The sequence below is a fragment of the Campylobacter coli LMG 9860 genome (assembly GCF_000254135.1).
GTDB classification, from domain to species: domain Bacteria; phylum Campylobacterota; class Campylobacteria; order Campylobacterales; family Campylobacteraceae; genus Campylobacter_D; species Campylobacter_D coli.
On the sequence record NZ_AINS01000100.1, the window covers coordinates 1 to 13,300 of the forward strand.

15 protein-coding genes and 2 pseudogenes are annotated in these 13,300 nt (G+C 31.7%); 12 read left to right on the plus strand and 5 right to left on the minus strand.

Annotation, left to right across the window (positions count from 1 at the left end):
- Together CCO88_RS09065 and CCO88_RS09070 are read left to right on the plus strand one after the other, a co-directional pair.
- Window positions 1-374: pseudogene (locus CCO88_RS09065) on the plus strand (bacteriohemerythrin); the annotation flags it as partial.
- Window positions 375-419: 45 nt separating this feature from the next.
- The gene (locus CCO88_RS09070; RefSeq protein ID WP_002782117.1) at window positions 420-605 is read left to right on the plus strand and encodes a hypothetical protein; all 186 of its coding nucleotides are present in this window, start codon (window positions 420-422) and stop codon (window positions 603-605) included.
- Here CCO88_RS09070 and CCO88_RS09075 read toward each other — a convergent pair.
- The 3 genes from CCO88_RS09075 to mqnF all read right to left on the minus strand — a co-directional run bounded on the left by CCO88_RS09075 (window position 602) and on the right by mqnF (window position 3,854).
- Window positions 602-1,633 carry a Cj0069 family protein gene (locus CCO88_RS09075; RefSeq protein WP_002778766.1) on the minus strand — a complete coding sequence of 344 codons (1,032 nt, stop codon included), beginning with the start codon at window positions 1,631-1,633 and terminating at the stop codon, window positions 602-604. The two genes, CCO88_RS09070 and CCO88_RS09075, sit on opposite strands and share 4 nt — an antisense overlap.
- 107 nt (window positions 1,634-1,740) lie before the next feature.
- Window positions 1,741-2,637, minus strand: coding sequence for a signal peptide peptidase SppA (sppA, locus tag CCO88_RS09080; RefSeq protein ID WP_002778765.1), 897 nt, complete (start codon window positions 2,635-2,637; stop codon window positions 1,741-1,743).
- Window positions 2,625-3,854 carry an aminofutalosine deaminase family hydrolase gene (gene mqnF / locus CCO88_RS09085; protein ID WP_002840401.1) on the minus strand — a complete coding sequence of 410 codons (1,230 nt, stop codon included), beginning with the start codon at window positions 3,852-3,854 and terminating at the stop codon, window positions 2,625-2,627. The genes sppA and mqnF overlap by 13 nt, the downstream gene beginning before the upstream one ends.
- Before the next feature lie 92 nt (window positions 3,855-3,946).
- Between mqnF and aroQ the strand changes: the two genes are divergently transcribed.
- The 8 genes from aroQ to fliY are packed head-to-tail and all read left to right on the plus strand — an operon-like array spanning window position 3,947 to window position 10,168.
- A complete protein-coding gene (gene aroQ, locus CCO88_RS09090; protein WP_002778762.1) occupies window positions 3,947-4,435 on the plus strand; it encodes a type II 3-dehydroquinate dehydratase in 489 nt (162 codons plus the stop codon).
- Window positions 4,436-4,437: 2 nt separating this feature from the next.
- Window positions 4,438-4,920, plus strand: coding sequence for a 2-amino-4-hydroxy-6-hydroxymethyldihydropteridine diphosphokinase (folK, locus tag CCO88_RS09095; protein ID WP_002778760.1), 483 nt, complete (start codon window positions 4,438-4,440; stop codon window positions 4,918-4,920).
- Entirely contained in the window at window positions 4,921-6,351 is a 1,431-nt protein-coding gene (gene flhF, locus CCO88_RS09100; protein ID WP_002778758.1) for a flagellar biosynthesis GTPase FlhF, read from the plus strand.
- Window positions 6,344-7,210, plus strand: a complete 867-nt coding sequence (gene flhG, locus CCO88_RS09105; protein WP_002778756.1) for a flagella biosynthesis ATPase FlhG — start codon at window positions 6,344-6,346, stop codon at window positions 7,208-7,210. Before flhF ends, flhG begins: the two co-directional genes overlap by 8 nt.
- 19 nt (window positions 7,211-7,229) lie before the next feature.
- A complete protein-coding gene (locus CCO88_RS09110) occupies window positions 7,230-7,586 on the plus strand; it encodes a hypothetical protein (protein WP_002778754.1) in 357 nt (118 codons plus the stop codon).
- Window positions 7,567-8,259, plus strand: coding sequence for an RNA polymerase sigma factor FliA (locus tag CCO88_RS09115; protein WP_002778752.1), 693 nt, complete (start codon window positions 7,567-7,569; stop codon window positions 8,257-8,259). Before CCO88_RS09110 ends, CCO88_RS09115 begins: the two co-directional genes overlap by 20 nt.
- The gene (fliM, locus tag CCO88_RS09120) at window positions 8,259-9,335 is read left to right on the plus strand and encodes a flagellar motor switch protein FliM (protein ID WP_002778751.1); all 1,077 of its coding nucleotides are present in this window, start codon (window positions 8,259-8,261) and stop codon (window positions 9,333-9,335) included. Before CCO88_RS09115 ends, fliM begins: the two co-directional genes overlap by 1 nt.
- Complete coding sequence (gene fliY / locus CCO88_RS09125; RefSeq protein WP_002778750.1) at window positions 9,332-10,168, plus strand: flagellar motor switch protein FliY; 837 nt, start codon at window positions 9,332-9,334, stop codon at window positions 10,166-10,168. The genes fliM and fliY overlap by 4 nt, the downstream gene beginning before the upstream one ends.
- A gap of 48 nt (window positions 10,169-10,216) precedes the next feature.
- On the opposite strand, the gene CCO88_RS09130 is transcribed toward fliY, so the two are convergent.
- Both CCO88_RS09130 and CCO88_RS09135 read right to left on the minus strand, forming a co-directional pair.
- The gene (locus CCO88_RS09130) at window positions 10,217-10,816 is read right to left on the minus strand and encodes a C39 family peptidase (RefSeq protein WP_002840405.1); all 600 of its coding nucleotides are present in this window, start codon (window positions 10,814-10,816) and stop codon (window positions 10,217-10,219) included.
- Complete coding sequence (locus CCO88_RS09135; protein ID WP_002782127.1) at window positions 10,801-11,655, minus strand: hypothetical protein; 855 nt, start codon at window positions 11,653-11,655, stop codon at window positions 10,801-10,803. Before CCO88_RS09135 ends, CCO88_RS09130 begins: the two co-directional genes overlap by 16 nt.
- A gap of 294 nt (window positions 11,656-11,949) precedes the next feature.
- Here CCO88_RS09135 and CCO88_RS09140 point away from each other — a divergent pair, with 294 nt between their 5' ends.
- Both CCO88_RS09140 and CCO88_RS09145 read left to right on the plus strand, forming a co-directional pair.
- Window positions 11,950-12,459 carry a hypothetical protein gene (locus tag CCO88_RS09140; protein WP_002782129.1) on the plus strand — a complete coding sequence of 170 codons (510 nt, stop codon included), beginning with the start codon at window positions 11,950-11,952 and terminating at the stop codon, window positions 12,457-12,459.
- Window positions 12,460-12,508: 49 nt separating this feature from the next.
- Window positions 12,509-13,300, plus strand: a pseudogene (locus CCO88_RS09145) (hypothetical protein); the annotation flags it as partial.

Below are 13,300 nucleotides of genomic sequence, written 5' to 3' on the forward strand. Positions count from 1 at the left end.
ATAAAGAAATCATCCAATCCATGATAGACCTCATTAAAAACATAAAATCAACCAATGATTTAAAAGAAAAACTTTACACGGTTTCTAAAAAATGGCTCTTAGAACATATACTTTATGAAGATATGAAAGTAGAACAATACAGACGCTCTTCTTTATCCTCTGAAGATGATAGTGAAGTAAGTTTTGAAGAAGTAAAAGAAGAAAAAGATGATGAAACAGCTTTATATTTTTATACTTGCGAGTGTGTTGGACAAATTCACGATGTGCCTTTTGGAATTCATCAAAAAATACAATTAAAAGGTGCTAAATTTAAGTGTAAAAAATGCAAGATGGCCATACAATTTTATAAAAAACATTCCGAATCTTTTGAATAATAACTATTCTATAGTAGAATGAAATAAAAAATAATTGATTCTACTATGGACAAAAAAATAAAATATTATATCTCAAATAAAACAAAGTATTCTTATCCTATTTTAACCAAGGATATTCAATGCTCTAATTGCAAAAATTTTTACTCGATAGAATTTGCTTCAAATTTGAAAAAAATAGAAAAAGAATGCCCATCTTGCAAAACAAAAATGGACATTAAGCTTAAAGATTAGTTTTTTGCCTTGCTTACAATATTGATGATATTTTGAGCAACTTCATCAGCAAGTTCTAAGTGCGAAGTAAAGCCTACGCAAGAGCAATTTATCTCACCTAAAACATATTTATCGTTGCCTTTTTCATCATTATCTAAAATAAAATCAGCTGTCCAAATAAGCGGTAAATCATAATTACCCAATTTTGCACGCACCTTAGGAAGTTCTCCTAAAAACATATCTACCAAATTTTGCCAATCCTCGGGTTTATCATAGCGGTATTGCGCCCCACTAAAAAGCGTAGCAGAAAAAGCATCGGCATCTTCAGCTGGTTTTTTATGCACTACATTTACAGGAGTGTTATAAAGCATTAAAAGTCTTATCTCTCCTTCTTTAATGCGTGGTAAAAAAGTCATATCTACAAGCATACCATTATCACCTATGATATATTGCTCACAAAAATCCATAAATTCACCCAGTTCTCTATGCTCTACATGATTGTCTTTTGCTTCGGTACATTTGATTTTAGTATCTAAAGGCAAAATATCTCCTTTTACTTCGCCCTCTACACTCACACGCCAAATTCCCTCACCTGTAGAACCGCGATTTTGCTTTAAAACCCTTTCTCCCTTAGCTAAACTTTTTGGAAAATTTTCTTTAAAAGTCTTGATATCATAGTATGCATAAGTATCACTTGGCACAAGATCTGTATCTGCAAGTTTTGTTAAAGCGTCTTTGGCTCCATAACCTATCATCGCATCAGGATGAGGCATACCCACAAGACCTTCTTGGCAAAGTTTTCTTAGCATATCAAAATACTCATTTTCTTCTTTAAGATTGCCAGGATTAATACGCGAAACATAACCATCAAAATTTTCTTTTACATAGTTATAAATTTCATTCTTTTTGCCTACTTCAAAAAAAATCACCTCGGCATTCCAACCCTTAGCTTTTAAAGCATTTACCATAGGCATAGTATCTTTTCTATAGCCATCTTCACCCTTATCGCTACCGCCTCTAACCTCAAAAAAGACTATATTTTTTTTCATTGCACTGCTCCTTTTAAGTTAAAATATAAACAATTATTTCATAAAAATGTTATAAAAGTTAAACGAATAAGAGGCTTTTTCTCCTATAAGATATAAAAAATTTAGAATTATTTTAATTCTAAAAAATTCGCATTCAATCTAAGCACAGTATCACTTATCACTTTACCTAAAAAATTGGAACTTTGACTCTCTAAACGATTTAAAAATCTATCGATTCTACCCTCTTCTTTCCAAACAGGATTTAAAACTTTAGCAAGTTCTTGAAGTTCTTTTTTTGCATTTTCATAATTGCTTAATTCATCAATAAGTCCTAAATCTTTTGCATTTTGTGCTAAAAACACCCTTGCATTTGCCCAATCTTTTCTTTTATCTAATTCCAAATCGCGTTCTTTGGCTACAAATTCTGAAAAAAGATCATAACTTTCATCAATCAAATTTTGCAAAAATTCTCTCTCTTCTTCACTCCAAGCCCTTGTAAAAGTTCCTGCACTCTTAAATTCCCCTGCTTGTATGGTTTGTTCTTTAATCCCTATTTTCTTAGCCAACTCACTCAAATCAGCACCCTGCATAATCACACCTATAGATCCTATAAAACTAGCAGGATTTGCCAAAATTTTATTTGCTCCTACTCCAGCCAAGTAACTCCCACTCGCCATAGTCCCACTTGCATAAGCTATAACAGGTTTTTTAGTCTTTAAATCCTTAATAGCCAAAGCTAGCTCCATACTTGGAGCAAAAGCACCCCCAGGAGAATCTATCACAAAAAGCACGCCTTTAATATTATCATTATTTTTAGCACTGATAATTTTTTCCAAAAGTTCTGAGCTATCTAATATCTCGCCTTTTAAGTCAATGCGTTCTAAATTTGCATATGATGAGCTTGAATTTGAGCTTGGTACCAAAAGCCAAATCACGATCAACAATAAAACAAAAGTTTTAAAATAAGTATTGATAAATTTTATCACGCTACCCAAACCCTTAAAAAATGATTTTAAAATTTGCATTCTTTTCCTTTTATAAATAATTTTTGCACTTCTTTAGCATTTAAAATAAATTGCAATGGCGCTTGCTCCTTGTTGCATTCTCCTAATTCAAATACACTAAAATCAGCCATTTTTCCTTGCTTGATTTCACCTAAATTTAAATTTAAAGCTTTAGCTGGATAAAGCGTTGCCATTTGTAAAAGCTTAGGAGCTAATTCTAACAAATCAAAATCTGTATGCACAAGCAAACTAGCACGCATTTCATCTAAAATCGATAAAGAAATATTAGAACTTAAACCATCTGTACCCAAATGGATATTTAAGCCGCTTTTTAAAGCCTTTTTTAAATCAAATGTTTTTTGACTTAAAAGACGATTTGAAAAAGCACAATGGGTAATAGAATGTAAATTTTTATCAAGCAAATCCATTTCTTTTAAATACACACAATGGGTAAAAAGCGTCCTAACACCTTTAAATAATTGAATAAATTCACTAGCTTTATAAAGAGGCTTAGGATCTGGCGTAAAGTTTTTAAACCATTCTTTAAACCCTCCTTTTGCCTCTTTAAGCCAAGCATTTTCAGCCTTACTTTCTAAAAAATGCGTACTGATTAATAACTTTTGCTTTTTAGCAAGATTGATTGCAAATTTTGCAAGCTCTGGATGAGTTGAATAAGCAGAATGCACAGAAATAGCAGGTATAAAAAACTCATCTTTAAATTTTAAAGATTTTTCAAATCTTGTTAAAAACTCTTGTTTTTTATCTTGAATTTGGGCTTCATTTATGCCTAAAATTTCATTAAAAAATACAACACGCATTCCATTTTGACTTGCTCTAACACAAGGATTTAAATCGCTGCCAAAGCTTGAAATTTCACCTATAGTACCTATACCGCTTTTTTGCATTTTTTGAATGTTTTTTAATATAAGCTCTTCTTTAGCTTGCTCATTTAACATAGAACGAGAGTTAATCACGCTTTTAAGCCAAATTAAAAATTCTCCAAAATGCAAAGTGGTCGAATTTGCGCTAAATTCTAAATGGGTGTGCGGATTGATAAAAGCAGGCAAAATGACGCAATTAGGGCTTGTTTTTATAAGCTTAGCCTCTGGGTATCGTTTTTTTAATTCTTCTAATTCGCCTAATTCTAAAATTTCATTCTCAAAAACAAAGGCTTTGTTTTCTAAAATACTAAATTGCTCGTCACATAAAAAGATATATTTTGCACTGATTATATACATTCTTTTTTCCTTGAATAAAATCACATTGTAGCGAAAATTTATTTTAAAATGTTATAATAAAAGGTTAAAAATAAAAATTTTAAGGCAAAATTATGAAAGTAATGGTCATCCAAGGCCCAAATATCAATATGCTAGGCGTAAGGGAAGTTAGAATTTATGGTGCAATGAAAATGGAAGACATTCATACTCAAATGAAGATGGCAGCTTCTCAAAACAATGTTGAATTAGATTTTTTTCAAAGCAATTTTGAAGGCGAAATTGTAGATAAAATTCAAGAATGTCTTGGTACAGTAGATGGTATAATCATCAATGCTGCAGGCTATACTCATACTTCAGTAGCCATTCGTGATGCGATTTCTGCAGTGGCTTTACCTACGATAGAAGTACACATCAGTAATGTTTATCGCAGAGAAGAATTTCGTCAAAAAAGCCTTATAGCTCCTGTATGTTCTGGATCTATAGTAGGATTTGGTCCTTTTGGTTATCATTTAGCTTTAATGGGCATTATTCAAATTTGCGAGCAAGTAAAAAATTTGCATGCTGCGCAAGCACAGCAAATGCAAGCTAGGGCTCAAAATTAAAAATGCTAAAAATAAAAGGAGCAAGACGACTTGAAACAAGCCGTTTTTTTCCTTATTTTAGCCAAAACAAAAAAGAATTTAAATACCTTGCTCTAGTAGGTCTAGGAAGCAATATAGAGCCAGAAAAAAAAAGGTTTAACAAGCTTTTTCGTGTAATGATGGAGGATAGAAGGTTTAAAATTTTAGCCACATCTCCATTTTTGATCAATGAAGCTTTTGGTTTTAAAGCTCAAAAAGATTTTACGAATGCAGCAATGCTTATACAAACAAACCTACACGCAAGAGCTTTTTTGAAAGTTTTACTTTTTTATGAGCTTAAATTTAAAAGAAAAAGAACTTTCAAAAACGCTCCTAGAACACTTGATTTAGATCTTTTATATTTTTCACAAAAAGTCAAGCGTGATGAGGGGTGTATGGTGCCTCATATAGGGGCTAATCAAAGAATAAGTGTAATTTTGCCCTTGGGCTTAACAAAAGGATTGTAAATGGGACAACTTATCCATACCTTTACTGTAGAAGATACAGAGCAAATTATCCCGAAAGTAAAAGAGGATTATGGCGACAAAGCTTTAATTATTACCAATAAACAAATTCGTCCCAAAACACTTAACCGCGCTGCTCTTTATGAAGTAATGGTTGCTATAGAAGAGAGTGATTATGAAGAGCATTTGAAAAAAATGGGAAAATCCTTGCCTCCTAAAAAAACTATCGCTAAAACTTTAGAAAAACAAAATCTTGAAGAAAAAGTCAATGCTTCAATACCACAAAATAACGAAGATGAAGATGTGATTCTTGATTTTTCAAATACTAGGGCAAATTTAGCAAAAACCAAAACTAGCGACACTAATTACCAAGACTTTCCACAAAGTAAAATCAATCCTAATCCCACCATGGGTTTTAACGATTTTAAAGAACGCTTAAGTGAAGTAAGCAATGAAATTTCAAAAGTAACCAATACCCCTTTGGTAGATAATTATGCACCCAATCCAAACTATAATAAAAAAATAGAGAATTTTGAAAAACAAATCAATAAGCTTAATGATAAAATCGATTTACTCGCAGACATGATGTGGGATGAAAAAGCAGAAGCTCGCAACAATCTTATCATTCCTCCTGAATTTGCAACCATTTATAAAAAAGCCAAAGAAAGCGGTATGCTTGAAAAGCATTTAGAAGCTATCATGAAAGCCACTATAGAAAATATGCCTGCGGCCATGAAAACAAACAAAGACGCTGTGCAACGATATTTTTATTCTCTTTTGAGAAATATTTTACCTTGCAGGGTAGAAAGTGAAATCAAAAAACAAAAAATTATGATGCTTGTAGGCCCGACAGGGGTTGGAAAAACCACAACTTTAGCAAAGCTAGCTTTTCGTTATGCTTATGGAGATAAGCGCTATAAAACAGGTATAATCACTTTAGATACTTATAGAATCGGTGCTGTAGAACAACTTTTCCAATATGCAAAAATGATGAAACTTCCCATCATCGATAGTATAGAACCAAAAGATTTGGACGAGGCGATTAAAAGTCTTAATAACTGCGAAGTAATTTTAGTCGATACTATAGGAAATTCGCAATACGATCAAAACAAACTTGCCAAAACAAAAGAATTTCTTATGCATTCAAATGCTGAAATTGATGTTAGTCTAGTCGTTTCTGCTAATACCAAGCATGAAGATCTGATGGAAATTTACAAAAATTTTTCATTTTTAAATATCGACACCCTTATCATCACCAAATTTGATGAAACTAAGGTTTTTGGAAATATTTTCTCTTTAATTTATGAAACTAATATCCCACTAAGCTTTTTCTCTACAGGACAAGAAGTGCCTGATGATATAGAAGTAGCCAATAGCGATTTTTTAGTTCGCTGTATCTTAGAAGGTTTTAACAAAGGAAAAGATAATGAATAATCAAGCCAATAAACTCCGTAGCCTTATGAATCAAAATGGAGGAAAAAAATCACAAAACACTCATTTTATAGCGATTACAAGTGGAAAAGGTGGAGTAGGTAAAAGCACCATTAGCGCAAATTTGGCAAATGTACTTGCTAATAATGGATATAAAGTAGGACTTTTTGATGCAGATATTGGCTTAGCAAATCTTGATGTTATTTTAAATGTTCGCATTCAAAAAAATCTTTTACATGTTTTGCGTGGAGAATGCTCTTTAGAAGATATTTTGATCGAAGTAAAGCCAAATTTATGGCTCATCCCTGGTGAAAGCGGTGATGAAATTTTAAAATACAACGATAAAAACATTTATGAAAGATTTTTAAATCAAGCAAGTATTTTAGATGAGCTTGATTTTCTTATCATCGACACAGGTGCAGGAATAGGAGGAAATATACTCAATTTCTTAGAAATGTCAGATGAAGTTGTAGTAGTAACCGTTCCTGATCCTGCTGCGATTACCGATGCATATGCAACCATTAAAACCACCTCTAAGACAAAAGAAAATTTACTGATGCTATTTAATGTTGTCAAAAATGAAAATGAGGCTTTAAAAGTTTTTGAAAATATTAAAAAAGTTGCTGATGCAAATATAAAAAATCGTTTAAATTTAGAATTTTTAGGACACTTGAGCGCTTCAAAAGATGTAAGTGGTAGCATTAAAAAACGCACCTTGTTTACAGATGAAAATTCTGCTTCAAGTGACGAGCTTAAAGCCCTAGCTTCCAAGCTTTTATATAGGTTGGAACGGAAAGTGCTTGATAATGTCACAAGTCGAAGTTTTTCAAATTTCTTTAGGAAAATCATCGAACGATTCTAAGCAATAAAGAGAAGATATTATGAGACCTGAAAATTATGTAGCATTTTTTACCGTTTGCGGATTTTTTATAGGATTGGCTTTTAGTATTATTAGTATAGAAGAAGCTTTTGATATTTTAATTTCTACTTGTTTTATTACTTTTATGTTTTATGTTTTTATACACATTGCTATTATGAATTTTATCGATATTAAAAAAATCAGTGGGCGAATTTTCAATAAACATGATTATGAAAAGACTAGCAATAATATTATAAATGACTTAGTCATTCGTGAAAAGAAAATGGATATAATCTTAGAAAAGCTTAACGAAGAAAGAGAAGAGCTTAAGAAAAACGAATCAAAAGAAAGACGCAAAAATGCAAAAAGAGCCGCCTAAAGCCTATGCTCAAATGATAAAAGATGAACAAGATCAGCTAGTTTTATCCTATATGCCTGCACTTCGTGCAATGGCTTTTAGACTAAAAGAACGCTTGCCTTCTAGCATTGATGTAAATGATCTAATTAGCATTGGCGTTGAAGAAATGATCAAGCTTTCACGCCGCTACGATAAAGAGCAAAATGATAGTTTTTGGGGATTTGCTAGAAAGCGTGTTAATGGCGCTATGCTTGATTTTTTACGCTCTTTGGATGTAATGAGTCGCAATAACCGTAAAATCATTAAAGATATTGATATTTTAATCGACGAATATTTTAGAGAACATGAAGAAGAGCCTGATGATGAATATCTAGCTAAAAAGCTTGATTTGGATGTAGAAAAGATTAAAGAAGTGCGCACCGCACATGCTATTAGCTATACTTTACCCATTGATGATCAATTAGAGCTTTATAATGAAGATGATACTTTAGAAAAATTAGAAAAAGAACAACTTTTAGAAAAAATTCACGAAGTATTAGAAGATCTTAAAGAACGCGATCAACTCATCATACAGCTTTATTATTATGAAGAACTCAGTCTTAAGGAGATTAGTGAAATTTTAGAGATTAGCGAGAGTAGAATTTCACAAATTCATAAAAAACTTTTAAAAAAACTTAGAGAAAGGCTAGTGTAATGGCAGAAATACTCTCCCAAGAAGAAATTGACGCTCTACTTGAAGTTGTCGATGATAATACCAATACGCCTACAGCCTCTGAAAAAGATGGAAAAGATGAAAGAAATATAGTTGTATATGACTTTAAGCGTCCAAATAGGGTATCTAAAGAGCAACTTAGGACAATTAAAGGTATACACGATAAACTAGCAAGAAATTTAGCTTCTCAAATTTCGTCCATGATGAGAAGTATTGTTGAAACCAAACTTCACTCGGTGGATCAAATGACTTATGGTGAGTTTTTGATGTCGCTACCAAGCCCTACAAGCTTTAACGTTTTCTCTATCAAGCCTCTTGATGGAAACTGCGTTTTAGAGATTAACCCAAGCATTGCTTTTCCTATGATAGATAGACTTTTAGGAGGTCAAGGCGATAGCTATGAGGCTTCGCGAGAGCTTACTGATATAGAGCTTAATTTGCTTGATTCTATTTTGCGTATCATCATGCAAAGACTTAAAGAAAGCTGGGCTACAGTAACTGAAATTTATCCTAGTATAGAAGCTAAAGAATCAAGCCCCAATGTTGTACAAATCGTATCGCAAAACGAAATCGTTATCATGGTGGTGATGGAAATCATCATAGGAAATTCAAGCGGTATGGTAAATATCTGCTATCCTGTTGTCCATTTAGAAAGTATCTTGAGTCGTTTAGCAAACCGTGATATTATGATGGGTGAAACCTCAGCCAAAAAATCACGCAACAAAGAACTTAAAACTTTAATCGGTCGTGCTGAAGTGGTATATGAGGCAATTTTAGGAAAAACCTTAATTAATGTTCATGAATTTTTAGAACTTAAACAAGGCGATATTTTAAGGCTTGATAGAGAAGCAGACGATAAAGCTATAGTAAGTATCGATAAAAAAGATGTTTTCTTAGCACAAATTGGATTGCATCGTTTTAGAAAATCTATTAAAATTTTAGAACTTATACGCACAGATAAAGATGAAATCAAAGAAATTTTGGAAAAATACGAAGAAGAGCGTAAAGCTAAAGCTAGTGTTTATGATGAGCCTGAAGAGGAGGAAGAAGAAATATGATCAATGAATTTTTAAAATTATTTACAAACGAATGCACAAGCACCATAGAAGGACTTACAGGAAAAAGTGCAGAATTTAGCGAATATAAAGAATTTGATGTTTCATCACAAGATACACTCAAACCGCCTCTTGTTTATGCGGTTTTTAACATCAAAGAAGGTGGCAAAATAGGTATATTAGCAGGTGCTGTACTTATGAGTGCTATTGGTGAATGGATGATGGGCGAAGAAGAAATTTCTAAAAACGATCAACTAGGCCCTGATGAAATGGACGCTGCTAAAGAAGCAATTCAAAACATCATTTCGGCTTTTTCTACCACTTTAGGCGCACAAAAAGACATACCAAAAATGGATTTTGAAATCAGCTCTTGCGAATTTGTAGCAGAAAATGTTGATTTTAAAGATTTTACAAAACTTTATTTCTTTGATGTCAAAATAGAAGACTTAGAAGAGCAAATTTCTTTAATTGTAGATCAAACTCTTCATAATATTTTAAGCGGCAAAGCTGCAGATGATGGCCATGCACACTCTAGCTCAAATTCAGAAAATAAAGGTTTTGAGATAAGTGAAGAACTTAAAAATATCAATCTCATCATGGATGTGCGTTTGCCTGTTCGTGTGCGTATAGGCAATAAAAAAATGCTTTTAAAAGATGTTTTAACTATGGATATAGGCTCAGTTGTGGAGCTTAATCAACTTGCAAATGACCCACTTGAAATACTAATCGGCGATAAAAGAATCGCTTATGGCGAGGTAGTAATCGTCGATGGAAATTTCGGAGTTCAAATCACAGAAATTGGCTCTAAAAAAGAAAGATTAGAACAACTAAGATAAAAAGTTTTAGCCTGCAAATTAAGAATAATAAATATAAATAAATTAAAACTAAAACAAACTAAAAGGGCTGAAATCAAAATGTAAAGATTTTGGAGTGTTTAACTTAAAAGGTTTTAGCTCTTTTTTAGGAGCAACAATTAAAGCATAACCGCCTTTATTATATCTATCCCAAATGCTAAAAAATTGACTTTTAGAACTTATATATTCTCCATGACTTGGATCAAGCACTTGTAAATAATTACCTTTATGATTAATAATTACCGCAAAATGTGGAAAGCGTGGATCATCTTCAATTTTTACAAGCATTGGAATATTTACAAGTTTATCCAAGTTTTCTCTATTGATTTGATATGAATTGCTTTGAAAGCCCAGTTTTTTAACTGCATCGCTTAAATCTGCAAAGCTTACCATATCCGTATAAAGTTCTTGTCCGCTCATAATCTTTAAAAGTTCAAGTTCATCAAACTTTTTTTGATCATCAAGTATATTAAGTAAAGTTGCTAAAGATGAAGCCCCGCAAGATTGCTCATAAGTTTGTCTTATTACTCTTTCGTTTTTAATTTCTTGATAAGACTTAACTACCCATTCGGCTTTTGCACTCAAAGCAAGAATGGGTAAAAATAATAAAATTTTTAGAATTTTTTCCATAAGCTTATCCCAAATATGCTATCAGGAGAAGCAGAGCTTCCTCCAAAACTAGCATTAACAGAAACTGCGGTATCTGAATTAATGCTATAAGTAGAACCTAAACTTAAAGTTGGAATAGAACGCACTTCAGAATTTTGATAGCCATTGATTTTTTGTTTCATTTGAAATCTTTGCTCTGCTCCTAAATCTAAAGTAATCTTAGGACTTAGAATAATAGATAAATCCCCACCCACATAAATACTATTTCCATACTCTATTTTAAGGGTTTTAAATTTTCTTGATTGATTATAACCAAATCCTGTATAAATACTATAAACCACAGGATCGCTATATCCCCTTAAACTAGCTTGTAAGCTTTGTGATTTTAGATAAAAGTTTTTGGTTTGATTGATTGCTTTTTCTCTTTGAACGACTGCAGTTTGAAAGGTAATTTGTGGAATTAAATCTGCAATGCTATCGCCTGTATAAATAAAACCTAGCCATAAACTATCAAAACCTATTCTGTTTTTACTAGAATACTCATTTGTAAAAAAGTTTGTATATTCCTGCCTTGCATAACTTCCGCCCCCTGAAATAAGTATGTCAAACTTAGGTGTTAGGGTATAAATGAAAGTTTGAGTTAAAAACACCTGCTTTGTATCATTCCAAATTGTAGGATCTCCGCCTATTGTTATATTAGGATAAAGAGAATACGAGTTTGCATTTCCTGTGCTAAGCAAAGAAAAGCTTGTAATGCTTCTTAAGCCTATTTGCTTTTTAAATAAACTGTCTATATTTAGTTCATCGCTAGCAAAAACACAATTAACTAAAACCATAAATGTTAAGAAAATTTTTTTCATTGTCAATCCTTACATTTTAAATAATCAGCTCAAGTTAATTTTAAAATTTAATCCTTGATATTGAAAAGTTTATTATTCTAAATAAAGTATTTTAAAATCTTTAAATATTTTTACTTGCTTAATATAATTTAAGATAAAAATGAAAATTTATTACAAAAGCAAACAAACCGAGAATAAAATTTTAAGTATTTAAAGAAAATTCACTTAACTTTCAAAGCAAGATTAAACTTTTGCTAGAATAAGTCGATAGTAGTTTTAAAGAACTTACAAAAAGAATTTATGAAAGGATTTTCAATGAAAAAGATTTTTGCTTTATTAGCTTTAACTTCTTTACTGACTAGTTCTGCTTTTGCTGGGGATTTTTTAGCTAAACTTACAAAAGGTGCTTTAAGTGATACAAGCCCGGGTGTAAAAGAACTCAGCCTTGAAGAGATGAAAGAGGTTAGGGGAGGTGCGTTTCAATCTGTCGGTAACTGTTTAAGTGGGACAAATTCTTGCTTAAGTCTTGCCGTAAGTCAAACTATAACAGGAACTCATTATAGAGATTTTAAAGCTATTCTTACAAACGAAGAGCCTCATAGCACAAATTATCATATAGGGTTTGTCGCTCAAAAAAATTGGTCTATATCTAGTCTTGGAAAACCTTATAGTTTTCTTACATACTCTGCCATCATTTTCGATAGAGCTTCTGGGACAATGTATAAACAAAGCAGTCAAGTATTAAATAATAATGGAATTGTTAGGGAGCTTAGTTATAGATATAAAAATCAATTTGATAGGCAATTAGGCGGATTATCAAGGTAAAAACCATAAAGCCGATTTAAATTAAGATAAATCAGCAAGGAGTGAGAGTATGATAAACACAGCTTATATAAATAACCATCATAAAGGTGGTTATTCTACTCAAAAATTAAAAGATATATCTCAAGCAACAACGCAAAGCTTGGGAATTTCAAAAAATTATAAAATTGATGCGACACAAATGCAAACACTAGTTAAAAATCTTTCTCAAAATAAACATTTCGACACTATCGATTTTACCAAAACGCTAGAAAACGCCTATAAAGTGTTTTCTAATTTAATGCAATTTTCTAAAAATGAACTTCCGCTAGGTTTTGAAATGGATAAAAATAGTTTTGAAATTTTAAAAATTTATGACAAGGCACAAGATTTAGAAAATAATTTTTTAAATGAAAATAATTCTTATAAAGGAAGCAAAGTGGTCATAAATTTGAAAGATTTAAACTCAAAGGATAAATCTTTTATGAATTTTGCAAATGTAGTTTTTAATCAATTTGGTGGCGGTTATCTTATTGAAGGACAAAGCAATATAAGCGGTAAGTTAATGGGATTTGATAAAAATATGGATAAAAATCAAATCCAAGATTTAAATGACTTTATAAAAAATAATTCTTTTATAGCTAACGGCTCAATGGAAAAACTTATGGAAGCACTCGATTTGTTTAGTAGCAATTTAAGCATAGAAGAATTTAAACAAAAATGGCTAAATTTAACAATAAATTTAGAGCCAAGCAATAAAACCATAGAGCAAATTGTAAGAGAAGATCTTAAGGCTAAAGAGGAGCAAAAACCTCGCACTCCCATACAAAGCGAAAGTCAAAACAAAGAAACTTACAAAGATGAT

Coding starts and splice junctions, on each gene's coding strand:
- CCO88_RS09070 (WP_002782117.1), top strand. CDS start 420: ATGGACAAAAAAATAAAATATTATATCTCAAATAAAACAAAGTATTCT.
- CCO88_RS09075 (WP_002778766.1), bottom strand. CDS start 1,633: ATGAAAAAAAATATAGTCTTTTTTGAGGTTAGAGGCGGTAGCGATAAG.
- sppA (WP_002778765.1), bottom strand. CDS start 2,637: ATGCAAATTTTAAAATCATTTTTTAAGGGTTTGGGTAGCGTGATAAAA.
- mqnF (WP_002840401.1), bottom strand. CDS start 3,854: ATGTATATAATCAGTGCAAAATATATCTTTTTATGTGACGAGCAATTT.
- aroQ (WP_002778762.1), top strand. CDS start 3,947: ATGAAAGTAATGGTCATCCAAGGCCCAAATATCAATATGCTAGGCGTA.
- folK (WP_002778760.1), top strand. CDS start 4,438: ATGCTAAAAATAAAAGGAGCAAGACGACTTGAAACAAGCCGTTTTTTT.
- flhF (WP_002778758.1), top strand. CDS start 4,921: ATGGGACAACTTATCCATACCTTTACTGTAGAAGATACAGAGCAAATT.
- flhG (WP_002778756.1), top strand. CDS start 6,344: ATGAATAATCAAGCCAATAAACTCCGTAGCCTTATGAATCAAAATGGA.
- CCO88_RS09110 (WP_002778754.1), top strand. CDS start 7,230: ATGAGACCTGAAAATTATGTAGCATTTTTTACCGTTTGCGGATTTTTT.
- CCO88_RS09115 (WP_002778752.1), top strand. CDS start 7,567: ATGCAAAAAGAGCCGCCTAAAGCCTATGCTCAAATGATAAAAGATGAA.
- fliM (WP_002778751.1), top strand. CDS start 8,259: ATGGCAGAAATACTCTCCCAAGAAGAAATTGACGCTCTACTTGAAGTT.
- fliY (WP_002778750.1), top strand. CDS start 9,332: ATGATCAATGAATTTTTAAAATTATTTACAAACGAATGCACAAGCACC.
- CCO88_RS09130 (WP_002840405.1), bottom strand. CDS start 10,816: ATGGAAAAAATTCTAAAAATTTTATTATTTTTACCCATTCTTGCTTTG.
- CCO88_RS09135 (WP_002782127.1), bottom strand. CDS start 11,655: ATGAAAAAAATTTTCTTAACATTTATGGTTTTAGTTAATTGTGTTTTT.
- CCO88_RS09140 (WP_002782129.1), top strand. CDS start 11,950: ATGAAAAAGATTTTTGCTTTATTAGCTTTAACTTCTTTACTGACTAGT.